This is a genomic window from Anatilimnocola aggregata (assembly GCF_007747655.1).
Classification (GTDB): domain Bacteria; phylum Planctomycetota; class Planctomycetia; order Pirellulales; family Pirellulaceae; genus Anatilimnocola; species Anatilimnocola aggregata.
In genome coordinates this window covers 4,801,146-4,825,820 of the sequence record NZ_CP036274.1, presented here as the reverse complement: position 1 = coordinate 4,825,820, position 24,675 = coordinate 4,801,146, and the positions used below count along the sequence as shown (strand labels likewise).

The 24,675-nt window shown below is 57.1% G+C and carries 16 protein-coding genes; 7 read left to right on the top strand and 9 right to left on the bottom strand.

The annotated features are described in order from the left end of the window. Positions 1-61: 61 nt before the first annotated feature. Together ETAA8_RS17895 and ETAA8_RS17890 are read right to left on the bottom strand one after the other, a co-directional pair. Positions 62-2,572: a DUF1549 domain-containing protein gene (locus ETAA8_RS17895; RefSeq protein WP_145091224.1), complete on the bottom strand. Its 2,511-nt coding sequence runs from the start codon at positions 2,570-2,572 to the stop codon at positions 62-64. Between the two features lie 91 nt (positions 2,573-2,663). Further along, a complete protein-coding gene (locus ETAA8_RS17890) occupies positions 2,664-3,851 on the bottom strand; it encodes an LptF/LptG family permease (RefSeq protein WP_202921058.1) in 1,188 nt (395 codons plus the stop codon). A gap of 785 nt (positions 3,852-4,636) precedes the next feature. On the opposite strand from ETAA8_RS17890, the gene ETAA8_RS17885 reads away from it, so the two are divergent. The 4 genes from ETAA8_RS17885 (at position 4,637) to ETAA8_RS17870 (ending at position 10,014) form a co-directional block, all read left to right on the top strand. Beyond that, on the top strand, positions 4,637-5,926 hold the full coding sequence (locus ETAA8_RS17885) for an alpha/beta hydrolase family protein (protein ID WP_145091218.1): 1,290 nt from the start codon (positions 4,637-4,639) through the stop codon (positions 5,924-5,926). Between the two features lie 88 nt (positions 5,927-6,014). Further along, on the top strand, positions 6,015-7,613 hold the full coding sequence (locus ETAA8_RS17880; RefSeq protein ID WP_145091215.1) for a DUF1549 domain-containing protein: 1,599 nt from the start codon (positions 6,015-6,017) through the stop codon (positions 7,611-7,613). 11 nt (positions 7,614-7,624) lie between these two features. Next, the gene (locus tag ETAA8_RS17875; RefSeq protein WP_145091213.1) at positions 7,625-8,947 is read left to right on the top strand and encodes a DUF1501 domain-containing protein; all 1,323 of its coding nucleotides are present in this window, start codon (positions 7,625-7,627) and stop codon (positions 8,945-8,947) included. Next, on the top strand, positions 8,944-10,014 hold the full coding sequence (locus ETAA8_RS17870) for a WD40 repeat domain-containing protein (protein ID WP_145091209.1): 1,071 nt from the start codon (positions 8,944-8,946) through the stop codon (positions 10,012-10,014). The genes ETAA8_RS17875 and ETAA8_RS17870 overlap by 4 nt, the downstream gene beginning before the upstream one ends. 1 nt (position 10,015) lies before the next feature. Here the strand turns inward: ETAA8_RS17870 and ETAA8_RS17865 are convergent, their stop codons facing one another. After that, complete coding sequence (locus ETAA8_RS17865; protein ID WP_202921057.1) at positions 10,016-11,929, bottom strand: M14 family zinc carboxypeptidase; 1,914 nt, start codon at positions 11,927-11,929, stop codon at positions 10,016-10,018. Positions 11,930-12,206: 277 nt separating this feature from the next. On the opposite strand from ETAA8_RS17865, the gene larC reads away from it, so the two are divergent. Beyond that, positions 12,207-13,385 (top strand): nickel pincer cofactor biosynthesis protein LarC, encoded by a 1,179-nt coding sequence (gene larC / locus ETAA8_RS17860; RefSeq protein ID WP_145091203.1) that lies wholly within the window; start codon positions 12,207-12,209, stop codon positions 13,383-13,385. Positions 13,386-13,392: 7 nt separating this feature from the next. Here larC and ETAA8_RS17855 read toward each other — a convergent pair whose 3' ends face one another. The 3 genes from ETAA8_RS17855 to ETAA8_RS34725 all read right to left on the bottom strand — a co-directional run bounded on the left by ETAA8_RS17855 (position 13,393) and on the right by ETAA8_RS34725 (position 16,278). Then, entirely contained in the window at positions 13,393-14,217 is an 825-nt protein-coding gene (locus tag ETAA8_RS17855) for a hypothetical protein (RefSeq protein WP_145091200.1), read from the bottom strand. A 92-nt stretch (positions 14,218-14,309) separates the two neighbouring features. Next, positions 14,310-15,614 carry a beta-ketoacyl-[acyl-carrier-protein] synthase family protein gene (locus tag ETAA8_RS17850; protein ID WP_145091197.1) on the bottom strand — a complete coding sequence of 435 codons (1,305 nt, stop codon included), beginning with the start codon at positions 15,612-15,614 and terminating at the stop codon, positions 14,310-14,312. Positions 15,615-16,131: 517 nt separating this feature from the next. Next, positions 16,132-16,278 carry a hypothetical protein gene (locus ETAA8_RS34725; protein ID WP_202921056.1) on the bottom strand — a complete coding sequence of 49 codons (147 nt, stop codon included), beginning with the start codon at positions 16,276-16,278 and terminating at the stop codon, positions 16,132-16,134. On the opposite strand from ETAA8_RS34725, the gene ETAA8_RS17845 reads away from it, so the two are divergent. Then, positions 16,277-18,799 (top strand): sodium-translocating pyrophosphatase, encoded by a 2,523-nt coding sequence (locus ETAA8_RS17845; protein WP_145091194.1) that lies wholly within the window; start codon positions 16,277-16,279, stop codon positions 18,797-18,799. The genes ETAA8_RS34725 and ETAA8_RS17845 overlap by 2 nt on opposite strands. Positions 18,800-18,977: 178 nt before the next feature. Continuing rightward, positions 18,978-20,036, top strand: a complete 1,059-nt coding sequence (locus ETAA8_RS17840) for an NAD(P)/FAD-dependent oxidoreductase (protein WP_145091191.1) — start codon at positions 18,978-18,980, stop codon at positions 20,034-20,036. Positions 20,037-20,039: 3 nt separating this feature from the next. Here the strand turns inward: ETAA8_RS17840 and ETAA8_RS17835 are convergent, their stop codons facing one another. The 3 genes from ETAA8_RS17835 to ETAA8_RS17825 are packed head-to-tail and all read right to left on the bottom strand — an operon-like array spanning position 20,040 to position 24,201. After that, on the bottom strand, positions 20,040-20,675 hold the full coding sequence (locus ETAA8_RS17835) for a lysophospholipid acyltransferase family protein (protein WP_145091188.1): 636 nt from the start codon (positions 20,673-20,675) through the stop codon (positions 20,040-20,042). Positions 20,676-20,716: 41 nt separating this feature from the next. Next, on the bottom strand, positions 20,717-21,382 hold the full coding sequence (gene cmk, locus ETAA8_RS17830; protein WP_145091185.1) for a (d)CMP kinase: 666 nt from the start codon (positions 21,380-21,382) through the stop codon (positions 20,717-20,719). Next, the gene (locus ETAA8_RS17825; protein WP_145091182.1) at positions 21,379-24,201 is read right to left on the bottom strand and encodes a polysaccharide deacetylase family protein; all 2,823 of its coding nucleotides are present in this window, start codon (positions 24,199-24,201) and stop codon (positions 21,379-21,381) included. Before ETAA8_RS17825 ends, cmk begins: the two co-directional genes overlap by 4 nt. Positions 24,202-24,675: the final 474 nt, after the last annotated feature.

Genomic DNA, 24,675 nt, shown 5'->3' with positions numbered 1-24,675 from the left:
ACCTGTGTGGTCGGAGGTCAGCGGTCAGAAGTCGGAGATCGGGAGGTCAGGGGTCAGGCAGTTATCGGTTCACAATAAATTCTTTGGTGTTTAGGAGTGCCCACATCAGATCCCGCAGGCCAGTGATCGGATCAGCTGCAGATGACAATGTTCCCAGGGCAATCTTTTCTTCCTGCTCGCTCGGCAACCGGCAGAGCGTGCGGAAGTAGGCTTCGCGCACGAGGGCTTCGTGATCGAGCGGTTTCGCGTTGGCAATTTTACTTCGCTTCGAAGGTTGGGAGTCGCGCAGCTTTTGCAGCCAGCCATCCTTGCGATCGAGCAACGAATCAATTTCGTTGTCATTGCGCAGATAGACGAGTTGCAACAGGTTTGGCTCTGCTGAGCGTTCACAATCGCAGTTGATCGCGCGGGGCGGTTTGCCGAAGAGATTCACCGCGTAACTGCTCGCCCCTGCATCGCGGCCATTCAGCCCGCTGACTTCGCCAATGGCGCGGAGGGTCGCGGGCTTGGCATCCAGGCTGGCGCGAGTTTCATCGCTGGCCGTAGCGTAGGCGAGGGCATCGTAAGTGACTTCAGCCGGCAGACGACGAATCACGGCGCGGCTGTAGTTTCGCTCGTCGTTTTCATTCGTGCGGTTGGGGCGGCAACTCAGTTGATAGGTCCGGCTGCGCGTGATCTCGCGATGAAGCCATTTCATGTCGTACTTTTGGCGAATGAACTCATCCGCCAGATAATCGAGCAGCGCCGGATTGCTGGGTGGATTGGCCAGGTTGAGATCATCGGGCGGGTCAATCAAACCGATGTGAAAGTAGCCCGCCCAAACTCGATTCACGAATGCCTTGGCGAAATACGGGTTATCTTCCTGCCGCATCCAATCCATCAAAGGCTGACGCGGGTCGGGGTATTCACTCGTCAGCACTTCTTCGCCGCCGAGAACGCGCGGCGTGATGACGCGGCCCGCTTTGTCGGGACGCGGTTTGCTCAGTTTGGGATTTTTCGACGGGCGCGGAACGGTCAGTTCCTTGAACGGCAAGGTCTTTCCCTCTGCCAAGAGCGTGACAAACAGCCTTTTGAAGTCGCCGGAATCCTCATCCATGGTGAGGCCGTGCTCTTTCTTCATCGCGGTCGTTTCGTCGCGACTGAATGCGCCATAACGAACCCCATTGAAGAAGACTGCAAACTGATCGAAGTCCTGCTTGGTCCATTGATCGTACGGGTGCTTGTGGCATTCCGCGCACTGCAGGCTGACGCCGAGAAAGGAGTAAGCAAATGCCAACGCCTTGGCGGACGGAGAACCAAGCTGACGCCGAGTCCAGTAGTAGGGCATCGTCTCGCGCTCGGCAAAATCGGCCGGCTCAGTGCCACGAAAATAGGAACTCATTTCCGCGGTGTAGTCGAGAAACGGCTGGTCGGGCGAGCGACTTACGGCGAGCACAATCCCTTCGACTAACTTGTCGTAAGGAACGTTCTGTTCCACCCGGCGCGTGATCCAGGCGTGCCATTGCCGAGCCTTCACGCCATTCAAACCTTGCTCGCCACCTTGTGGCCCGAGCGCGCTGGTGTTGCCCGTGAGGTCGGACAGTTTTGTCGCCCACCAGGCTGCGTAAGCGGGGCGCGAGAGTAATTCGTCGATCTTGCGGTTGCGTTTGTCGGCCGACGTATCAGCCAGAAACGAATCGATTTCACCCGGGGCTGGCAACGTGCCGATCAGGTCGAGACTGACGCGGCGGAGAAACTCGGTATCGGTGCAGAGTTCGGAAGGAACAACGCCCAGCTTGCTGAGCTTGGCGACGACTAGCTCGTCGATCTTGGTGGGTGTGGGAACTGCCGGGTACTTGTCGCCCAGTTGGTCGGTGACTGGCAGCAAGACTTGAACGGGGAGAACACCGTTATCGTAAAAGGCGACCACTGCGGTATCGCCAGGACCAAGCGCGGTCACCAGGCCAGCCTCGTCGATGGTTGCCATCGATTCGTCATTGCTGCGAAAGCGGCAAATCGGAGTGACGTCTTCCCGAGCGCCGTCGGACCAGTGGGCCATCACCTTTATCTGGGCCGTTTCGCCTTTCTTGGCAAAGACGATTTCCCGCGGGGAGATTTCTAGATGGGTAATCTCGGCTTCGTCCTCGGCAACCGTTTTCGCACCTGCCGTCACCCAGCGGAGCAGCAGATGATGTTGCCAACTTCCTTTTTCAAATCGCTTGCCGCCGTCGTGATCGATAACCAGCAGCGGCTTTTGCAGAATCAGGCTTTCGTCCGGTTGCTTCAGATTGGTGCGGGGTTCATCGCCCCCAACCACGGCCGCATGGTCGGCAGCGAAGTCGTAGCCAAACAGCGACAGGCGAAATCCGCCCTGCCCTTGAAACGAGCCGTGGCAGGCCCGTCCATTGCAACCAAGGCGGCCCATGAGCGGGAGCACATGCCGGCGCAGGCTGGGCTCTTCGTCGCCGGTCGCAGCGGCGAACCTGGTTACGACCGACGGAACCACATCGGCGGCGTTGGCAGTGGTCAGTAATGGCAAGCAGCAAATCAACGCAGCGAATAGCAAGCGTTGCTTCATCGGTCCCAGCATCATCAACGTCCTCAATACCGGCTGTCACAAATTCACCCACGAATGGGATGCGCCACGGCCACTGATTATTGCCTGTTGATGCGTTGTTGGCCACTCAATTGCGGATGACTTTGCGAATCAGGCCGATGCCGATGATCATGCACACAATGTTGCCCAGCCACACGGTAACCGGTGGTGTAACGCCCGTCTTGGCGTAGTCCAGGCCCGCCAGGAAGAGCGGATAGTAGAGTGCCAGAATTGGCACAAAGCAGAGGCCGAAGGTGGTTAGGTAGTCGGAGCTGCGCCACAAAATTGCCAGCGGAGCACCGATCATGACGAATGCCAGGCAACTGAAGCCACTGGCCCAGCGCCGCCAAGGTTCGGACTGCAGCCGGTAGAGCCGCAAGCGAGCATTGGAAATGCTACTTTGCCGCTTTTGCCAGTTTTGCATTTCGAGAAGTTCGAATTCGCCCGTCATTAGTGCCAGGCCGACTTCGGCGGCGACCGATTGCTCCAGGTCAACGATGGTCTGTCGCTGGTCGACGATGGCGGAGGCCATTTTTCGGAGTGGCAAGTGCGCGGGATTCCCTTCACCCACGTCTTTGGCGGCAGCAAACGCCAGCGGAATGTCTTGGACCGTGCGACCCGGCCAATCGAAGCGGACCCCGTCATCGGTTTCCATCTGGCAGTCGAACAGGATCAAGCTAAGTGTGTTTTCATCGAGATTCGAACGGAGTTCGGCTTCGGAAGCGGTGAGCGTAAACGCAGGCAGATCGTTGTTCGCTTGAAAATTGATGATCGGGCGAATCAAGCGCCGACCGTCAACTTCTTTCACGATGATCGAGAAGCGGGGATTTGCGTACGATCGCTGCGTGCGCAACAGGCCGTAGGTGATTTCTTCGACCGATTGAATGACGACCCGCTGCATGCCGGAGTGGCCCCACGAATAGGCCACGTCGTTGAGCCAGACCGCCACCAGGCTGAGCAGAAACGACAACCCAATCGCGGGCGCGAGCAGGACCATCGGCGAAATGCCCATCGACTTTACGGCGACCACTTCGTTGTCTGCAGCCAGCCGACCGTACACAAAGCAGGCAGAAAAGAGAATAGTCCCGGGCACAGCAAACGCCAGGGCATTTGGCAGCGCGAACGGAATCAACTTGAGGGTCGGCCCAACACCCAGGTTCATCTGCACCGCCTGCTGACCAATCCCGATCAGCACCATGATGAACGTGAGCACCACCAGTCCAAAGGCAAACACCTTGGTGAGGTCACACAGGATGGAACGAGAGAGGGTGTTCACGGCAATGCTGGAGGCGAGATTGCTAGCACTTGGATTGGTCGTAGACGAAAGCTGGCGGGGGTACTCTAGCAAAAGTCGACCGTTGTCCAAACGACAGAATTCGCGCTTCCCAGTCCGAACTGGCGGGAGCAATAGCCCCCGGAATGGCGAGGAGGGCTAGAGGCCCCCAACTCCTTCGTCGTCAGGTTTTTCAACGCGTGTTTTCTCTACCTCGCGGGGACCAAACTAGTCACAGCCCAGGCATCTAATTGTCACGGATCGTTCTTTCAAATTTGGTCGAACAAGTGCAAGTTGTGAGCCTTAAGTGCGCAAGTGTTTTAGATTCGATTACTGTATATTAAGAAATATTAATGGCAAGGACCCAGCCCTTGCGATTGCCTGTAGCGATTTCCTAACGATTTATTCTTAACTCACCGGTATCGAGTTGGGAGGGAAATTTGGGAGTGCATTCCGGAAATCGATTTTCGGCGTTTCCACTCCCCGGTAAGGACTTGCAGCAAGCGTGCTTATCGTAAGTATGTGACAATAAAATACTTGCTATTTATTGACGCAATTACGAATAAGTGAAAATAACGGAATTTTCCGAATCACGAAATTCGCGGTTGCTGGCGAGCTTATTAGCCGTCAAGTGGCAAGTCCGTTCTTCCGTTATGGGCGGGTGTCCTGCCACTGTGGTTGGTTTGACAAAACCCTAGTTAAACAGTTCAGCAATTCGCGAAATCGCAGGTCCAGGTCTAAACTGCAAGCTCTGCCAGTCGATTCCCCTCGTAGTGAATTCCCCCCAAATGCAACCATCTCCCCGCCGTGAGTTCCTGAAAGCAATCGGTACGGGTTCGCTCGCCCTGACTGGCGGAATGTCAGCGATTGGAAACGCCGGACCGTTCGTGGCCGCTCAAAAAGTGGCCGCTGCTGAGATGCCCGCCGACTTACCCGTTGAACAGGCTCCGGCCAATGCGGATCTCGGTTCGCTCTACCCAGTTGTCAGGGGACTGGCGGAAAAGGTTCCGTATCCGTATTCCTTCCTCAGCGGTCGCTTTGCCTCGCTGGCCGAGCAACAAGCTGCTGGGCGCGAAAAAGTTCTGGAGGCATTTGGCTATCGTCCCGCCGCGGTCGCGCCAAATGCCGAGGTGGTGAGTCGGCAGGAGTTCCCTGAGTTCACGCGGGAAAAGATTCTCTTCTCGACATCGCCCCAGTTTCGAGTTCCCGCTTACGTCCACATTCCACGAGGTCTCAAGGAGCGGGGACCAGCGATTGTCGATTTGCACTCCCACGGCGGCATGTTTCTGTTTGGCAAGGAAAAGGTGATCGACTTCGGGACAAACCATCTCACGATGAAAACGTATCACGAACGGAACTATGGCGGCCGGCCCACTACGACCGAGTTAGTGAAGCGCGGCTATGTCGTAATTACGATCGACGCCTTCATGTTCGGCGAGCGGCGGGCCAGATTTGCCGAAGATCAAGAGTTGGGTTCGAATCGTGGTGACTATTCGCCCGCTACGGTCGATCTGCTGAATCGCAAATGTCGGAGCAAAGAATCGACGTTGGCCAAGTCGCTCATCTATGCGGGCATCTGCTGGCCGGGAATTATCACCTGGGACGACATGCGAACGGTTGATTACCTGGTAACTCGTCCCGAGGTCGATCCAGCACGGATCGGTTGCCTGGGTGTTTCGCTGGGTGGCTGGCGAACGATTTTTCTCGCCGGCCTCGACGAGCGAATAGCCGCCGCCTGTGTGGTGGGATTCATGTCGACCGTGCAGCCGATGATCGAGCGGCATATCAATACGCACTCATTTGCTCACTTTGTGCCGGGATTGCATCAGTATTTGGATTTGCCCGATGTCGTGGCCCTGCGTGCTCCGCGACCGTTACTTGTGCAGCAATGCCGTCAAGACGGTCTGTTTCCCGTCCAAGGAATGGAAGATTCAGTGACCAAGATTGCGGCCATCTATGAACGGGCTGGCGCGAAGGAGAAGTTCGCCGGACAATTTTACGATGTACCCCATCAGTTCAATGTTGCGATGCAAGACGATGCCTTCAGTTGGCTCGATCGTCAGCTAAAACCGACCTGAGTGTGTTGCTGAAAATCCGTTTGCATCCTAGGCACTAAAAACTTCGAATGACCAAGTTCCTGCAAATTTCGAAATATGGAGAAACCGCGTGAGACAGCGGACCAATTCATTCGCGATGGTCTCATTCGTGCTGACCGCATTTGCTTGCGGTGCGCTGCAGTTGTTGGCAGGCGAAAGTGATTTCGCGAAGGTTGCCCAAGAGATCGATCGCCGCCTCGCGGACCATTGGCAAAGCAAGAATATCACCCCCGCGAAGCAGGCCGATGATGCCACACTCCTGAAGCGATTGACGCTCGATCTTACGGGTCGCATTCCCACGCGCACCGAGTGGGAAGTTCGCTTGCAGGATGGCAAGCCGCTGGTGGATCGCTGGCCGGCCTTGGTACAGGAGTTAATGACGGGGCCTGAATTCCCATTGCATTACGGCGCTGTGCTCGAGGAAATGTTGCAGGGCTCTGCTGCTGGAAATGCAGACTTCACCGACTATCTGCGCACTAGCTTGCGGAGCGGAAAACGCTGGGATGCAATCTTTCGCGAATTAATGATTGGTCCCTGGGACGTGGCAGAAAGAAAGCCCGCGACCAAGTTCCTGGAGATTCGCGCGAAGGATCTCGACCGGCTAACGACCGATACGACGCGCGTCTTTTTCGGTGTCGACGTGAGCTGTGCGCGATGTCACGATCATCCACTCGTCGCCGATTGGAAACAGGATCATTACTATGGCATGGCCTCGTTCTTCAATCGTACTTCAGGCGGCAAGGGCTCGATCAGCGAAAAGACTGAAGGGGATGTCACGTTCAAGGGAAGTGATGGCTCGCAGCAAACAGCCCGCGTCATGTTCCTTTCCGGCAGTTTGGCCGCAGATCCCCCTGCACTCGACGGCAAGAAGCCCAAAGTCAGCCGGCGCGAGCAGCTCGTTACTCTTGCTCTGACGGAGCAGAGGTTTTTCAGCCGCTCGTTTGTGAATCGGGTCTGGCAACAGGTCTTTGGTCGCGGGCTGATTGATCCTGTCGATCAAATGCACTCGGCGAATCCGGCATCGGTCCCGGGCCTGCTCGAATGGCTGGCCGATGACTTCGTCAATTCGGGATACGACATCCAGCGCTTAATCGGCGGACTGGTGAGCAGTCGGGCGTATCGCCTGTCGAGTCAATGGGAAACGCTGTCGCCAGTGCCGGATGAGTCTGATTTTGCAGTGCGACGAGTAAGCCCACTATCGCCACGGCAGTATGCTTTCTCGGTACTCGTCGCTACGGGCCGAGCCAGCTTCGCCGAACCGTCGGCACTGGAACAACGGGCCGAGAAACTGGCAGGAAGTAAAGGGAGTCATCGAGTCGAACAATACCTGGCCGCTGAACAGCAGGCTGCTGCGCTGCTCCCCCATCTTGATCCCGTGCAAGACGGGCTTACAAGTGCGGCGGAAGCACTCTATTTATCGAATAATGTCGCTACCCAGAAAGTCGTCGCTGCTGATGAGGGAACTGTAACATCACGGCTCGTAGTTGAGAAAGACAATCGGGCCATCGCGGCGGCAGCCATTCGCGCGATCTACTGCCGGGCTCCACGCAGCGGTGAGATCGATCAACTGGCAGCCTGGTTGTCTCAATCGAATGCCGGTCTTCCTCAGACATGTGAGCAGTTGGTTTGGGCATTGATCACATCGGCTGAGTTTCGCTTTAAGCACTAACAGAGGCTCGGATGAGTATTCCTGCAAACCAATCACTAAGACAGGCCGGTACTTGCGCGCCGCAAGAGCATCAATTGCATCGTCGCTTGTTTCTCGGTGGCCTGTTAACCGGTGGCGCGGCGACCTTGGGCCTGCCCGGCGTTAGCATCGCCGGGGAGGTTCCCGCAGCGGGCGCGCTCAAACAGCAACAGAAGCGAGTGCTGTTCATTTGGTTGGCAGGGGGATCGAGTCAATTCGAAATGTGGGATCCCAAGCCTGGGCGTGAAACAGGCGGGCCATTTCGTGCCATCTCGACTGCGGTCAGTGGCTATCAGGTCTGCGAACTGATGCCTAAACTGGCCACGCGCATGAAGAAACTGGCCGTTGTTCGTTCGCTGAATACGAAGATCTCCGAGCACTTTCAGGCGGCCGATTTGATCAGCACCGGTTGGCCGAAAGAAGCGGCGCTCGAACATCCAGAAATCGGCGTGGTCCTTTCTAAAGAGTTGGCGCTGCAAGACAGTCCGCTGCCAGATTACGTTTCGCTGTTCACAACCACTGAAGGCCGCCGCCGACCAAGTCCGGGCTTTCTTAGTCGGCGACATGCGCCGCTGCTGCTCGAAGGTTCGCTGCAGCCGAGTAACATCGAGTTACCACCCGAGCTCACAGCCGAAGAGCATGCCAGTCGCGAGTCGCTGCGGTCGTTGCTCAGTCAACAATTTGGCCAACAGCGAGCGGGAAACGATTTGATTCAGGGCTACAACGAGGCTTATGCCCGTGTGCGCGGCCTGATGCGATCCGACGAGCTATTCAATCTCGAAAATGAGCCATCGAAGCAGCGCGAGCGATACGGCCGCACACCGTTCGGCCAGCACTGCCTGCTGGCCCGTCGACTGCTCGAAGCGGGTGTGCCGGTGGTGAAAGTGGCCCGCGGCTTTTGGGACAGCCATCACGACAATTTTGAAAGCCACCGCGAACTCGTACCCGACTTCGACAATGTCCTCAGCACGTTGCTCGACGATTTAGATGAACGCGGCCTGCTTCAGTCGACACTTGTCGTTGTGCTGTCGGAATTCGGCCGTACACCCAAGATCAATCAGGATGTCGGTCGCGATCATTATGCAGACGCCTGGTCGTGTGCCTTTGCGGGGTGCGGCATTCGCGGCGGAACTGTTCACGGCAAGACCAACGAAGATGGCACTGCTGTCAGCGAAGGAGAAGCCAACGCCGCTGACGTGGCAGCCACCATTTTTCAAGCCGTCGGCATCGACCCGCTCAAGCACTACCAAGTGGGCCAGCGTCCGGTGCCACTGGCTAAAGAAGACGCTCAGCCGATTAACGCGGTGCTCTCATGAACGACGCTGAAAAGACCATCGACCCCAAGCTCACAAGGCTGATTCACACGGCCGAAGCACCGGGCATTCTGTACGGCAGTTGTCTCGATCCGACAACTGGGAACTTCTACGGTGGCGGTGCGGACGGGCACGTTTACCGGATGACAACGCGACCTGTGGAAACGCTCGCAGAGAAAGCGACTGCGGAGAAACTGTGGCGGCATCACGAGAACTATGTTTCGTCACTAGCCTGGCTCGACGGAATCGTTGTCTCTGGCAGCTACGATCACAAACTCGTTTGGACTCGGCCGGACGGCGAGGGAAAGATTCGCGAGATTAACGCCCATGATGGTTGGGTGCGCAAGGTCGTGGTCATTCCGGGTCGCAATCAGTTGGCTTCGATTGGCGACGACATGTGCTTTAAGTTATGGGATGCGGTAACGGGCCAGGCAATTCACAACTGCCAAGGCCACGCTTCAAAAACGCCCGAAGGTTTTGCCAACAGCATTTACTCACTGGCGGCGAGCAATAGCGGAAAGTTAATCGCTTCTGCTGATCGAACGGGTGTGGTCATGGTGTGGGATATCGACACCGGCAAGCAGATTGCGAAGTTCCGCGCAGAGACCTTTTACACTTACGATGCGGAGAAGCGGGCCCGCTCGATTGGCGGCATTCGTTCGCTGGCGTTCTCGCCGGATGGTACTCGACTGGCGCTCGGGGGCATTGGGCAAGTTAGCAACGTCGATGGATTTGTCGGCCCCTGCCGCGTGGAAGTATGGGACTGGCAGGCCGAGCAGCGAACATTTGTCGGCACAGACAAGCATGCTGCGATTCTGAATCACATTCAGTATTTGCCCGATAGTGATCTGCTTGTTGGGGCTGGGGGCGGAGACGGTGGTCCGCTCATTGCCTTCTGGGATTTAAAGGCAGAGGTTCCGCTGGCGAAAGCAAAGCCTAAAAGCCACATCCAACACTTTGCCTATGACGATGCGACTCAGCAACTCCTGGCCGTTGGTCATGCTGGCCTGCAAGTGTGGGCGTTCACGCCGGCACCAACCAAGGAGTCGACCGCCGCGAAGAAGGGGTAGGCTATTCCTCAAGTTCAGCGAGCGCCTGCTTCACTTTGCTTTTAACTTCGGCTGATACGATATCGTGATTGAGCACCATTTCGCCGGCAGTGCGTTTCTCGGCAAGAGTCGCGGTAGGAATACCACAAATCGCGGTGAACTGTTCGCTGACCATCATCGCGCCGAACACACTTCGCTGGGGCGCGGGGCTCAACTGCTTGCGCAGCAATTCAACTGCCTCTGTGCGAGCTGCAATCGCTTTGTTCGGCTCCTTTGCGAATTCATGCAAGCTCGCAATCCGGTTCAGGACCTTCCCTTTTTCATAGCCAGCAGCCACGGGCAGTTGTTGCCTGGCTAATTCTATAGACCGGGCATACTCCTGCCTCATCTGGTGAAAGTTGCTCGCGATCTCTAACGCCTTAGCCTGTTGTTCGAGTGCGGGATAGGGCAACTGCTGAAAGTCTTTGAGAGCGAGTTCGAATTGCGCTGCCGTGGTTGTAGCTATCGCCGAGACGATTTGCAGCCGCTGAACCGAAGCGGCAATTTGTTGATAAGTGCTAGCCAACGGATCGTTGCGGGCAACGTCGCAATATTGCAGCGCCTCGGCCGGGCGTTTTTGCTGAAGTCGCAGTACAGACAATAGGTGATTGGCCTCGACTCGCAAGAGAGCCGGCGCGGATGGATCGGCGAGATAACCTTGCGCCATCGCTTCGACCTCTTGGGGTTTGCTGCGAAACGTCTTCTGGAAAGTCGTACGAAACTCAATTAGCTGAGCGTTCTCGGCGGCACCGCGATCGCTGAGATCTGCTGATTTGAACTGCATTCGGTTCCACGCGCGCAACATGCCACGACCATACGCCCGGGCCAAATTCTGATCCAGCAGCACGGTGGCCTGCGTATAGGGGATCTCCAAGGTGGCGGCGAAAACGGAACCATCGCGCAAGGCGAAATGATGCGAGTTGATGCTGCGGTTAATCGCGTTTGGCTTTGCAGGATCGGCCAGGACATTAATCGGGGCCATCGCCAACTGGGGGCGTTCTTCTTTCAGCCAAGCAATGAACTCATTCACGTTGTCCTTAATATGCGGGAGACCGAGCCCCATAAAGTGAAAGGCTTCATGAATGTCGCCGCGCAAGGCCGGGCAGTGCATATCGAGGGCATACCGCACGCGCTGAGCTTCGCCCAAGTCTTGAATCGCCTTGATTTCGGGGTAGAGCGGCATTTCGCCATAATCGCGATTGTGATCGTGCGGCGGGCGATTTTTTCCCTGATCGCCGGCCTGCACGCCGTCTTTATCAACCAGAGGAATGGCAAACAGCACGTGCTTCGCACGAAAGGAACTTCCCGCGGGAGAATCAGACATCGCCTCGTGCAGCCAACCTTCCATCACATAGCTGGCCATTGATTCGCAAGCGTGGTGTCGCGCCGTTACGATCATCGCTTTGACATTGGGTCCCGGCTCGCCAATCTGAAGCAGCTCGATTGGAGTCCCATTGCGCGTCTTCGCAAACGGCAGTCGCTTGAGGTGCTGATTGGTCTGATGCTCGCGCAGGAACCTTTCGAGATTGTCTTGCAGGTAAGGAATTGCGACCGCGAATCGCACCTTCCGAATTTCCGCTGTGAAGTCGTAGTAAAAAGACTCTCGCTGCGAAGCTGTACCATTGCCAGGCGGAGCCGCATACTCCACATGATCGGCACCGAGCCAATGCCAATTCTGCCCCCCATCGACGCTATAGGCAGGGCCACGAACACCGACGCGCTGGGCATTGGGAAAAGTAAATGTTACGCGGCCGGACTGCGAAGCAGTCGCTTCAAAGTGCCAGTAGAACCAGGGTTTGCCGCCACGCAGATCGGGCGTTATTTCGACCTCGCTTCCTTCGTTCTTCAGTACAGTGACATTGCCACCGGCAAAGTCCGACCGGATTGCGACCGACATCTCCGCTGCTCGCGCTGTCATTGGCGAGAGGAGCAAACATAGAGACAATATTGGTCTCAGGTGCAACATGCGAGGTGACTTTGTGGTGAGTACTAATCAGCGGCCAGGAGGGAGAGCGCTGACGCCGATTGTAGTCAGAACAGGCATCGCTCAGCCATTGGCATATTCCGCGAGCGTCGTCCCGTTTTCTCGGAACAATTTCGGGATTACGATTCAGGCCTGATCCTATTTGCCCATCGTGCGGCCAGCCTCTTCCTCGCCTGCCTAAGTTTCAGCCATGAAAATTGCCTACTTCGATTGTGCCAGCGGTATTAGTGGCGATATGACCCTGGGAGCGCTCGTCGATTGCGGTGTCGATCTCGCTGCCATTCAGGCCGGCGTTGATTCGCTCGGTTTTACGCAGATTCAGTTTTCGGCGGCAGAAGTGAAGCGCAAGGGCTTTCGCGGGCAGAAGGTCAGCATCGATCATCCGAAAGAGCAGGCTCACCGGCATCTGCACCACATCGTCGAGAAGATCGATGCGAGTCCGGTGCTCACCCAAACGCAAAAAGACCTGGCCCGCCGGATCTTCACTTGCATTGGCGAAGCCGAGGCACGAGTTCACGGCAGCACTCTGCGAAAAGTACATTTTCACGAAGTGGGGGCGGTGGATTCGATTGCCGATGTTGTGGGGAGTGCGATCGGCCTGTCACTGCTGGGCGTCGATCGCATTGTCTGCTCTCCGGTGCCAACCGGTACGGGATTCATCGAGATTGAACATGGTCGAGTCAGCGTGCCGGCCCCGGCGGTGGCGGAAATTCTGAAGGGGATTCCGCTCGCTGCTTCGCACGTGCCGTTCGAACTAACAACGCCCACCGGTGCGGCAATTATCGCCACCGTGGCTGATGAATTTGGCCCACTGCCAGCAATGAAGATTCGCCAGATTGGCTTGGGGGCCGGCGATCGCGATTTAAAAGAGCAACCCAACCTGCTGCGACTCATCGTGGGGGAAGTCGACGAACATCTGCTCAGCGACCAAGTCTGGGTACTCGAAACGAATCTTGACGACATCAGCGGCGAGGTGATCGGGCATTGCACCACGAAGCTCTTCGAGGCCGGAGCGCTCGATGTTTACACCACCGCAATTCAAATGAAAAAGAATCGCCCCGGTGTACTCGTCACAGTTCTCTGCCAGCCTGAAATGATTGCCAAGATGGAAAAAATCCTCTTTAAAGAAACGGGCACACTTGGCATTCGTCGCTGGCCGGCCAGTCGCCACAAGCTGGAACGCCGCCCTCATTCGATTCAAACCGAGTGGGGAAACGTGCAAGGCAAATTAGCGGTTCTCAGCGATGGCACGACCAGTTTCTCGCCCGAATTCGAGAGTTGCCGCGTAATTGCAATGGAGAAGAATGTGCCACTCAAAGATGTTTACGAATTGGCCCTGCGTGCCTATCAGCATTCTACGAATTCTTAGTTTTCGCCTACTTGTTTGTAGACGGTTTCATCATCTTGTCGAGCAGGGACATGACGACGCCCCGATAGACGCGCTCAAGCAGCGGATTCGATTTGATTAACTCGAATGTCTTAAATGCAGACTCGCCCTCCTCGGCAGATAGTTCGGTGTCAGTCGACCTGCCGGCCGAATCGATCAAAATCGCGATGTATTTGAACGAACCATCGTCGAGCATTTCGCGGCGCACATCGTGTAGTTGAGCTGAATCGAGATCGAATTCACCGGCAACGGGCTTCTTGGCTGGCTCATTAGCCCGAGGTGAAGTGCCAAGTAGTTTGCTGAGTTGCGTAGTGACTTCATGTACCGACTGCTCGGTTGCTACGTCGTTCAACTGGCCGGTCAGATTCTCCAGTCGCTGAAGGTTATCTGCAGCAGAATGCTTTTCTGCCTCCGCAATCGTGCTCATCACCCGAGCCGACAAAAAGTCGCTGGCAGCCGCCTGTTCGGCGGGAGTGCGCGCATCGAAATCTCCCTCGGACAACCATGCAAACCGAGGATCGCCTTGAGCTGCTTCGATGTCGCGCGTACTGACAGCTTCATCGGCTAACCAATGTTCGGTATTCGGCGTGAACGCCTCAATGGTAACTGCGTGTGGCAATGGCGGTTCGTCGATAGGAGGCGCATGTAACACAACTTGTTGCACGGGTGGAGCGACCGGCAATGGAGCCACGACCATGACCAGTTCGGTGATCACGGCCGAAACGAGCAAGGAATGAAGCCAGAACGACGATCGCCAACTCCAGCGCCAGCGGCGCTTTACGAGTGGTTGCGGCGATCGTTTGAAGAAGAACATACTCGGCCCATTTGATGCGGTGCGCTCCTCGCCCCACGCCTTACTTTAGGTGGGGTAACGAGTGCACGCAATCTTGAAGGCCAAGCGGACCTTTAACTGGCCCAGCGGCGAATGACAATTCCGCTCGCTTGCCCTTGCGGCGTCACACTTAGATTGATGCACGTGCTCCCCGCGCGATCGCCCTTCTTGGCAGGACGAATCGGACACTCGGGATCAAGCTCGGTGAGCGATTGAATCGGAAATAGGCTGCCATTTTCCAAGGCCAGTGTGCTGGCAATAGCTTCAATCAGACCGCTGGCGGCACCCAGATTTCCAAAGTAGCTCTTAGCTGCCGTCACTGGCACACGGTCTTTATCGGCACCGAGTGCAGCAGCGATTCCTTGCGATTCCAGACGGTCGAGCCGGACGTCCGATAGGCCGTGGGCGTGAATATGGCCGACTTCGGCCGGCTTCAGCTTGGCGCTCTGCAGCGATTGCTTAAGAACATTGGCGATGGCGGTTTTCTCGTCCGGCTCACTCTGGCGACTGGCCACAATGGATGAGCCGCCTCCAATAATTTCGCCGATGATCTTCGCCCCGCGTGCTTCAGCCGAGGCGAGTTCTTCCAGCAGAATGCAGGCCGCACCTTCGCCCAGTACTTGTCCAGTGCGTGCACGATCGAAGGGGCGGCTGAGGGTGGCCGGGTCACTCCCTTCGGCCAATGTCTCTTGCATGGCGACATGCACTGAACGGGCGGGGTGAATTCGCGTTCCCGTGGCCCCGGCCAACATCCGGTCGGCGTGGCCGCGGACGATGGTGTGATATGCTTCGAAAACCGCAAGATTACTCGAAGCTTCGCGCGAGGTGAGTGAATTGTTGGGTCCACGCAGTTCGTTAAAGATCGCGACATGAGCGGCCGGCAAGTTCGGCAGGTATTTAAGCAACCACAGAGGTTCGACTGCGGGCAGGCCTTCATCGGCCCACTTCGTAAAGTCGAAATGACCCTGTGCATCAAGGCACTTCCTCACCCCCAGGGCAAACTCGCCTGGAAGGGTAAGCATGTAATCGCTCCCGTACAGCACGCCAAGCCGGTCCCGATCGATGGAATCAAGCTTCAGGCCGGCGTCATTAATACACAATTGGGCGACTGCCACACCCATCTGAATCTCGCGGCACATTACCCGGAGATTTTTCTTGATGTTCCGGCTGAGCGTCTTTTCCAGGGGACCGAACTCTTCGATCGAACCCGTGAACTCGCGGGCTTCGGCACCAAAAGGGGTAGGAAGTGACGCAGTGGGAATACTGGTCAACTCGGCGATACCGGTTTTTTCCTGAGCGAGGGCATCCCACAATTGGGACGCACTATTGCCCAGCGGGCTGACGAGGCCGATTCCGGTGATGACAACGCGACGAGTCATTCGCAGCCTAGTTCCGTGGCTCTAAGTGCTGAAGAGGATTGGCCCGGTCTGGGTCAACACTCTCCGAAAAATGTGGATGGGAAACCCACGATTCTAATTGTCCCAGGGGGAGCGCGTCGAGGCGGGAAGAGCCTAGCGCGCTTGTGTCGCCCAACTCGCGCACAAGACTTTTTATCGTCCGTTAGTGCTGCTGCGCCAAGCGAATGCGGCATTCTCCAGCAATGTTTTGCCGCAACTTGTTACAAGCAAAAAGCGAGGCGTGCTGCCGCCGCTAGCAATCTGCCCCGCAGTCCGGCAGGTAGTTTGTCAAAACAGAGCTTGAGCTTGCTCATTCACGACTAGCAGAGAAAATCTGACTTCAGCGCCTGTTCCGTGCGACAGCTCTGAAATGGCGGCGTACCAATTCCCGTAAACTTGCAGCTTAGGGTGAATCACAAGCCCTTCTGCCGGTCCACTGGTTGACAGCTGGCAATCACGCGGCTTTAATGCGTCGTCATTTTCCTCCGCCAGCGGGACGCTAGTTCTCGCTGTCGGACTCGGCGATTTTGTTCGCCGACGGCGCTCGATGGACAACCTGGAACGAGGACTGACGGATGACGAACGGTGTGCGGCGATGGTGTGGCGCAATAGTGGTGGCATTGGCTTGGACGATGCTTCTTGCCATGTCGGACTCGATTGGGGCGCAAGAGTCCGCCAAAAGTGAGCCACCAGCGGTGGCGGTCGTGACACCTGCCTCCGGGAGCACCACCGAAGTGCTGGTTTGGAGCATCTGCTTGCTGGGCTCCATCATCGCCCTGGCTCAAGCGTTTGTCTTTTACCGCCAGATGATGGCTTCGGACCCCGGCAACGCTCGGATGCAAGAAATTGCCGGCTATGTGCGCACGGGTGCCGCCGCCTACTTACGACAGCAGTACAAAGTGGTCGCGGCATTTTTTGTGGTGATTGCCGGCCTATTGGCCGTTCAAGCTTTCGTGTTGAAGACGCAAAGTGAGTTCGTCCCGTTTGCGTTTATTACCGGTGGTTTCTTCAGCGGTTTGGCTGGTTTCTTCGGTATGAAGACCGCAACACACGCGAGCAGCCGCACAGCAGCTGCCGCTCAAAAATCTCTGAATCAAGGGCTGCAGGTGGCGTTCCGCAGCGGGGCAGTGATGGGCCTCGTCGTCGTCGGCCTGGGATTGCTCGATATCTGCATTTGGTACGCGGTTCTGCGCTGGGGTATGGGCGCCTTCGGCCACGAGGCTCTGTCGTTAGGCGAGATCACTGTGATCATGCTGTGCTTCGGCATGGGTGCCAGTAGCCAGGCTCTGTTCGCCCGCGTCGGTGGCGGTATTTTCACCAAGGCCGCTGACGTCGGTGCCGACCTTGTCGGCAAAGTGGAAGCCGGCATTCCCGAGGACGATCCGCGTAACCCAGCAACGATTGCGGACAATGTGGGTGACAACGTCGGCGACGTCGCTGGCATGGGTGCCGACTTGTACGAATCGTACTGTGGTTCGATTCTGGCGACGGCTGCACTCGGTGTGGCCGCCTTTCTCGGCAACGAACAAAAACAGTTGGCCGCCCTGCTGCTGCCGATGGCAATTGCGGGCGTGGGGATCGTTTTGTCAATCGCCGGCATGTATGTCATCCGTACCAATGAAGAGGCCACGCAGAAAAACCTGCTGGCGGCTCTCTTTCGCGGCATTAACGCATCGACACTGCTCGTCGCGGTCTGCACCTTTGGCCTGGCGTATTGGATTTTGCCAGACCACATGGGAGTAGCAGGTAGCGTGGTAGTCGGCCTCGTGGCAGGTTGGCTCATTGGCTACTACACGACGATCGCCACCAGCGACGAATATTCGATGACCAAGGAAGTTGCTGCACAGGCCCAAACCGGCCCAGCCACGGTGATCATCGGCGGTATCGCCGCCGGCATGCAAAGCACCTGGGCACCGGTGGTGATTGTGTGCATTGCCACGTTGGCCTCGTTCGGTTTCGCGAACAATTGGGACTTTGCCAGCGTCGACAACTTTGCACTGGGCCTATACGGCGTGGGTATTGCCGCTGTCGGGATGCTTAGTACCCTGGGAATCACACTTGCCACCGATGCGTACGGTCCGATCGCTGACAACGCGGGTGGTAACGCCGAAATGTCTCACCTGGGTGCCGAAGTTCGCCGCCGCACCGATGCTCTCGATGCACTGGGCAATACGACGGCTGCTACGGGCAAGGGATTTGCCATCGGTTCTGCTGCCCTCACCGCCCTCGCGTTACTTGCCGCTTATATCGAAGAAGTTCGCGTGGGCTTCGAACGCTGGGGCAAAGATCCCACCGTGGTTGCGACGTCAGCCGACAATGGCTACTACAAGATCAATCAGAACTTCGTTCTCCACAAAAACGGAAACGATCCCAAGAATTACGAGATGTACCTCATCATGCCGACCGAAGCTCGTTTGCCCGCCTGGCAAGCGTTGCCGTTGGCAAAAACAGGCCAAAGCACTGGACTTGTAGAGACCGATTTCAAAGGAAGTCCAAAGCGGCGCAAGCTCACGATGGGCGACGATCAATTGACGCTAATCGAGCTCAAACATGCCACCATTCCCGACTTTGCCACGTACTATGACGCGTCGCTGATGAATCCCAAAGCGATGGTCGGCATTCTGTTGGGCTCGATGTCGGTGTTTGTGTTCTGCGCCATGACCATGAAAGCGGTGGGACGTGCGGCCAAGGGAATGGTAGAAGAGGTCCGCCGCCAGTTTAAAGAGAACCCGGGGATTATGGCGGGAACATCAATGCCCGATTACGCTCGCCCGGTGCAGATCAGCACGGTCGCTGCCCAGCGGGAAATGATTCTGCCTTCGCTCCTTGGTCTCGTGACCCCAGTCGTCATCGGTTTGCTCCTAGGGGTGGGCGGTGTGCTGGGTTTGCTGGTCGGAACGCTGGCCACGGGCTTTTGCGTGGCTGTGTTCATGTCGAACTCGGGTGGTTCGTGGGACAATGCCAAGAAGCACATCGAGGCCGGCAACTTTGGCGGCAAAAAGACGGATGCTCACAAGGCAGCTGTGGTCGGCGATACCGTCGGCGATCCCTTCAAGGACACGAGCGGCCCCAGCTTGAATATTCTCATCAAACTGATGAGCATGGTGAGCGTGGTGGCCGCCGGTCTGGTGGTTCGCTACAGCCTGGCTGCCCTCGGCATCTTCTAATCCTGCGACGAACGGGCTTGACTGGCGGGGAATCACCTCAACTCGGAGGTGCTTCCCCGCAAAGTGTCCGCTCGGAATAGTTCACTTCTACCAAACTAGCCACAGCCGCCGGTTTACGACCGGGCGGCTGTTCCTATAATCAGGCTTGATTGGTTTCACACTCTTTCAGGATGTTTCCATGCCCGAGCATGTGGTGATTATTGGCAGTGGCCCCGCTGGTTGGTCTGCCGCGATTTATGCGGCCCGCGCAAACTTGCACCCCATCGTGTTCGAAGGGGCAATCACTGAAGAGAACCGGATCTCTGGCACCTTGCCGCTGGGGCAATTGAATCTGACCACTGAGGTCGAGAACTATGCCGGTTTTCCCTCCGGGAACCTGAGCGGCTACATCAAGTCGGCCATTGATCCGGAACGGCACAACGACTTCATGATCGAAGAGCACCCGCACGCGGTGACCGGCCCAGAATTGATGAACTTAATGCGTCAACAGGCCCTCAACTTTGGCACGAAAATCGTCACCGACGACGTGGTCTCGGTCGATCTCAGCAAGCGGCCGTTCGTCATCACACCGCGCGAGGGAGAGCCAATTGAATCGCACACCATCATCGTTTCGACTGGTGCCCGGGCGAACTATCTGGGCCTGCCGTCAGAAGAGAAGTTCAAGAATCGCGGCGTAAGTGCCTGCGCGGTTTGCGACGGCGCGCTTCCTCGGTTCCGCAACAAGCCGATGGTCGTTGTCGGCGGTGGTGACTCGGCCGTCGAAGAAGCGACCTACCTCAGCAAGTACGCTTCGACCGTTCACATGCTGATGCGGCGCGATGTTTTTCGCGCCTCGAAGATCATGAAGGAACGGGCCGAAACGAATCCCAAAATCAAGATTCACTTCTTCCGCGAAGTCGACGAAGTACTCGGTGACGACAAGCCAGGTGGACCGGGCGTTACGGGCATCCGTCTGAAGAATAATCAAGACGGTACCAAGGAAGAACTTGCAGCCAGCGGCCTGTTCCTGGCGATTGGCCACACGCCAAACACGTCGTTCCTTAACGGCCAGTTGGAACTGAACGAAAAGGGATACGTGAAACTGACGCAATCGTTCCGCACTTACACCAGCGTGCCGGGCGTGTTTGCTGCGGGGGATGTTGCCGACGACTACTATCGCCAGGCGATTACATCTGCGGGAACTGGCTGTATGGCCGCTCTTGATGCCGAGCGTTTTTTGGCAGCCGAGGGTATTTAAGCGTTACGCGCGCATTGCGCGTGCCCGTCGATGGCATTCCTTGATGCGACCTTCCAATTCACTCACCACTTGCTCGTCGGTGAGTGACGCGATGAGCACCGGCGATAGCGGCTCACCGATAACGACAGCGATTCGCCCTAGCCGCGGCAGTTTTGCCGACCGCGGCCAGGCCTGATAAGCTCCGTCGAGCCCAACGGGTACGAGTGGTACTTTGCTGCGACGCGCCACACTGCAAAACCCTGACTTCAGCGACGAGACCTCGCCATCTTGCGACCGCGTCCCTTCGGGAAAGATAAGCACTTGCTCGCCTGCCTTGAGTCGGCGAAGTGTCTCCTTCAAACCGGCCAGCCCGCCTCCTTCACGGTCGATGGGAATGGCATCGAGAAAGCGAATCAGTGGGGCAAGAAGCGGATTCTTGAAGAGCGTATCGCGGGCCAGGTAGTTCATTCGCCGACTGCAGGTCAGCCCGACCAGCACCGGATCGAAATAGCTCTGGTGGTTCGAGCAGATTAGCGCGCCACCTTCCCGCGGGAAGTGCTCCGCACCTTGCCAACGCAGCCGATAAACGACGATTCCGAAAACCCGTGAAAAATTGCGGAACGCATCGTAACCGGCATGCTGAATCCAGGAGCGTTCCATACGAAGGGGATCAATCGAAGGCGGTCAAACAAGGAGGAAGGTTAAACTAGCGACAGCTTCTGCTGCCGCTCGCGAACGATGCTTTCCAACCGGACAATCACTTGTTCTGTACTCAAACCATCGGTGCACACATCAATGGCATCGTCGGCCCGGCGGAGCGGACCAAATTCACGCTGCATATCTCGCCGGTCGCGGTCGTTGATCTGTCGCAGCACTTCCTCCCAAGATATTTGCTCGCCCCGCGCTTGCAACTCCGTGTGCCGGCGAGTTGCTCGCTCTTCGGGCGAAGCAGTCAGATAAATCTTGCACTCGGCATGCGGAAACGCCACCGTTCCTTGATCGCGACCCTCGGTGACCGTATCGCTACCTTCGGCAAATTCGCGCTGCAAATGGACGAGTCGTTCGCGCACGCGGCGATTGTCAGCTGCCAGATAAACGGAAGCGGCAACCTCGCTGGTGCGAATCAGACCGGTCACATCAAAGCCATCGAGCAGTACCCGGTTGTCGTGCAGAATGAGGGACGTCCGCTGAGCCATATCGGCAATGGCGTCGGCATCGCCAGCGCCATAGTGCCGTCGCAGCGCGGCGAGTGTAATGGCGCGGTACATCGCGCCGGTATCGAGAAATTGAAATCCCAGGTGATGAGCCAGCCTGCGAGCAACGCTGCTTTTGCCGGCACCAGCGGGACCATCGATGGCTACGATCATGCTGACTGAAACCTCGCGGTCACCCAGACCCACTCATGGGGCGTTAGTTCGACGCGCAACTTGCCATCCTCCGCCTCGCAGTCGCGCAGCACATTATCTTGATAATCGACGACGTGCCCGCTGCCCAGGGCGCGAAAGGTGCGGACGTTCACTTTTGCCGGGCGGCCTTCTGTTTCCAACAGGCGCAACTGCAAGCCTGCGACTCGGCCTTGCTCTAGGAGCGGCTGGCACGAAGTGACGACCACGTTGCGAGCGTCGACATGCGCGAGCCAACCTGTGACGCCGGAATGGGGCTTCGCAGCGCGTTCTACGATCACGGGGCCAGATAGCAACGATAGCGCTTCCGTCAGTGGATACTTCAAATCGATACCGATGCCAAACGTGAACTTCCGCGCTCGCTCACCGCGCGTAATCAGCAGGCTATCGAGCATTCTCGAATCATGTCGGCGATGGAACGGCAGCCCGCCGGTTAGAATCGTCGTGTTGTCTTTGATCGTCACCAAATCGATGTAGTGCGGTGCTTCGAACTGCTTGCCGCTGGCTGGCACGCGCGTTTGATGCACGGTGCGGAATAGTTCAGCAGCGGGATCGGCCCAGGCAAAGCGCGCGCAGTAGTACGAATTCCACGGATCAGCCCGCGGCTGTTCAATCGGGTCGAGTTCCACCTGCACTTGCAGCACACGACTGCCGCGCCACACGCGATACGTCTGCACAAACCCGGCAAGCTTCTTGCCATCACGATCGAGCAAGCGACCAGTGCATACGATCTCGCCGAGAGCGGTCGTCGACATGGTTACTTTCACTTCATCAGCGGCCATCACGCTATAGACGGCCGTTTCATCAGGATCACGATAAGTATCGCCCGGCTTCTGCGCCGCACCCGGCAAGCGGAGAGCCAACTGCTGCGAGATTCGATTGCCGCGTTTGCCGTACTCGTGTAGCGCGCCAAGCGTACCTGTGACGGGATTGATGATCGCCTCGAAAAACTCGTTCCGCAGCACATTCTCTTCGGCTAGCAGCGGCTGCTTGGTTTCGCGCACCGGTTTGGAATCAGTGGGAACCCAGACGAAGCCGAAGGGGGGCACATCGACTACGACTTGTCCTGCTGCAGCAGTCCCGCCCACGGAGTAAATCGGCTTCTCGACGGCCGGTAAGGCCGACAAACCACTGACCTCCACATTCTCGCGCCGGACGAAGCTATGTGGATTGATTACCAAAATTCCGTTGGTACTTGCGCTACTTGTCCCCGCTAGTTTTTCGCTACACTGCGCGGCGGCTTGAGTGCGGGCCTGTTGTGCGGTTGCGATGGACTCAACGGTGCATCCTGCTTCGGTGTTGTCCGAGACCTGGGGCACTTGTGATTGACTTCCGGGGTCTCCACTCACCAGTGCGGCCAACGTTTGCAGTGTGGTGGTTGAGGCAGCGAGTACCTGTTGTTGCCAGTAACGAACCGAAGTTGAGATTGGATCCTCTTGCCGACGAATGACAGCCTGTTTGAGATACGGCGACTTGTAGCGATCCGCTTCAAAGCGATCGATATGCCCGGGCTGAGCAGTCTCGCGAAAGTAATGATCGACCGTCGCGAATTTGCCCAGCGCCGAGCAGTACTTTGCGATCCGTTGCAAATCGCCGAGCCAGCAACTGGCTTGTCCCGGCCAATGGGCCAGGCACACGGTGGCCACATGATCGCCGTCCATCGACTCGCCCAGCTTGGTCGCATAGGTGAGAAATGTCTGGGCCTTCGAAGCATCGAGTGGCGGCTTGGCAATCGCATCAATGGCCTGACCATCGAGCCCCTCCCAGCGAACCTTCAGTTGTGTGCCGTCAGGTACTTTGCCATCTTCCAGCGAAGTATGCAGCACGCCCTTGTAACCCAACCGATTGAGCACACCGGGCAATTGCGGCGTCAGACCGAACTTCCAGCGGCCATATACTTCTGGGCGTCGGCCCAAGTATTGTTCATAGACCTCGCCACCCTGCTTGAGCCCAGTAGCGATGTCATCGAGCGAGAGCAGCGGCAAGCGCCGTTCGTTCGCTTCGCCCCCAATCACGCTCAAAGTGCCTGCATTCAAACGCTCACGCACCAGATCGAGCGAAGCCGGTTCTTTGGCAGCCATCTCGGCGAGTAACTCACCGGACAAGAGCAAGTTCGTCGGCGTGCTGCCGGCCAGGTCGGCGCGGAGGGTACTCCCAATCGTTGAAGACGCCATCAGCTTGAGATCAAGGACCAGGGCATCGACCGGGTAGTAATGGTCTCGCTCTTCAGCCAGCAAACTGAAGCAGGCGCCCAATTTTTCACGAGCCAGCGTTTCGTCCCCTGCGACAGCTGCCTGGGCGGCGGCGACAGCGGTCGTCTTGAAATAAGTCTCATCGAGATTGCTCGAGTAGCGCATCTGCCGCGTGAGCAGGGCGATCTGCAGATAGCCATATCCCAAGGCCAGAAAGTCTGCCACCAAATCGTCACTGACGGGATTCGCCCGTGGCCCGAGAAACGCCAGCGCGGCCTCGACAATATCTTTCCGGTCAGTCTTACCCCGAATCAGGCAGCCCCCCGATTCCTTCACCCGCTGGGCGTAGCCAGTGGGTAACCGTTGCACGCAGACGGTCGGAACGGCAATCAACCGACCGGCCAATTCCTGGGGCGGGTCTTCGATCCGCCGCCATTCGATGGCCTGACCAGCCGAAGCAATCAGTTCGGGGTGCCACAGCGCCGACCAATTGGCCAGCAGGCTTTGGGAATCGTCGCCGTCGTGATAGGTCGGAAAATCTTCCAAACTATGGCACGGGAGCAAAACCAGCAGCTCGGTAAATTGCGTCATCGTCGGTTGGCGGGCAGGATTGGAAAGGGGCAGAACCAGCGGCAGCCATTAGGCTACCCAAACCTGCCACCTTAATCGTTACCGCGGGCAGCGCCCAGATGTTGGCCCTATCGGTAGTGTGCCAAATTGGTTGTCTGACCTGATCACGAGACGGTTTCCGATCGAACCAGGCAAGCATCCCGGCAACCATCGCTGGCAACCACTTTCTCCGAGAAAATCAGGATCACCACGACGCAGCTTTTCGCCACGTAATCTCCCCGCCCAATTTTCAACCTATATGTTCAACAATCACCCTCATTGTTGAACACCGATCGCTCGCAAAACGCGAGAGTTGCGCACATCGCTGTTCAATTAACGACCCCTTAATTGAACGCCCCCCTTTTGCGGTTTGCGCCAAACTGGGCTGGATAACGCCAGTTCACCAGCGTGCACTCAGCCTGAAAGTTGCCTGAAACGACGAACGGAAATTTCCGG

Excerpts from the sequence above, each read along its gene's own strand:
- ETAA8_RS17895 (WP_145091224.1), bottom strand. The coding sequence starts at position 2,572 with ATGATGCTGGGACCGATGAAGCAACGCTTGCTATTCGCTGCGTTGATT.
- ETAA8_RS17885 (WP_145091218.1), top strand. The coding sequence starts at position 4,637 with ATGCAACCATCTCCCCGCCGTGAGTTCCTGAAAGCAATCGGTACGGGT.
- ETAA8_RS17875 (WP_145091213.1), top strand. The coding sequence starts at position 7,625 with ATGAGTATTCCTGCAAACCAATCACTAAGACAGGCCGGTACTTGCGCG.
- ETAA8_RS17870 (WP_145091209.1), top strand. The coding sequence starts at position 8,944 with ATGAACGACGCTGAAAAGACCATCGACCCCAAGCTCACAAGGCTGATT.
- ETAA8_RS17865 (WP_202921057.1), bottom strand. The coding sequence starts at position 11,929 with ATGTCGGTCGCAATCCGGTCGGACTTTGCCGGTGGCAATGTCACTGTA.
- larC (WP_145091203.1), top strand. The coding sequence starts at position 12,207 with ATGAAAATTGCCTACTTCGATTGTGCCAGCGGTATTAGTGGCGATATG.
- ETAA8_RS17855 (WP_145091200.1), bottom strand. The coding sequence starts at position 14,217 with ATGTTCTTCTTCAAACGATCGCCGCAACCACTCGTAAAGCGCCGCTGG.
- ETAA8_RS17850 (WP_145091197.1), bottom strand. The coding sequence starts at position 15,614 with ATGACTCGTCGCGTTGTCATCACCGGAATCGGCCTCGTCAGCCCGCTG.
- ETAA8_RS17845 (WP_145091194.1), top strand. The coding sequence starts at position 16,277 with ATGTCGGACTCGATTGGGGCGCAAGAGTCCGCCAAAAGTGAGCCACCA.
- ETAA8_RS34725 (WP_202921056.1), bottom strand. The coding sequence starts at position 16,278 with ATGGCAAGAAGCATCGTCCAAGCCAATGCCACCACTATTGCGCCACAC.
- ETAA8_RS17840 (WP_145091191.1), top strand. The coding sequence starts at position 18,978 with ATGCCCGAGCATGTGGTGATTATTGGCAGTGGCCCCGCTGGTTGGTCT.
- ETAA8_RS17835 (WP_145091188.1), bottom strand. The coding sequence starts at position 20,675 with ATGGAACGCTCCTGGATTCAGCATGCCGGTTACGATGCGTTCCGCAAT.
- cmk (WP_145091185.1), bottom strand. The coding sequence starts at position 21,382 with ATGATCGTAGCCATCGATGGTCCCGCTGGTGCCGGCAAAAGCAGCGTT.
- ETAA8_RS17825 (WP_145091182.1), bottom strand. The coding sequence starts at position 24,201 with ATGACGCAATTTACCGAGCTGCTGGTTTTGCTCCCGTGCCATAGTTTG.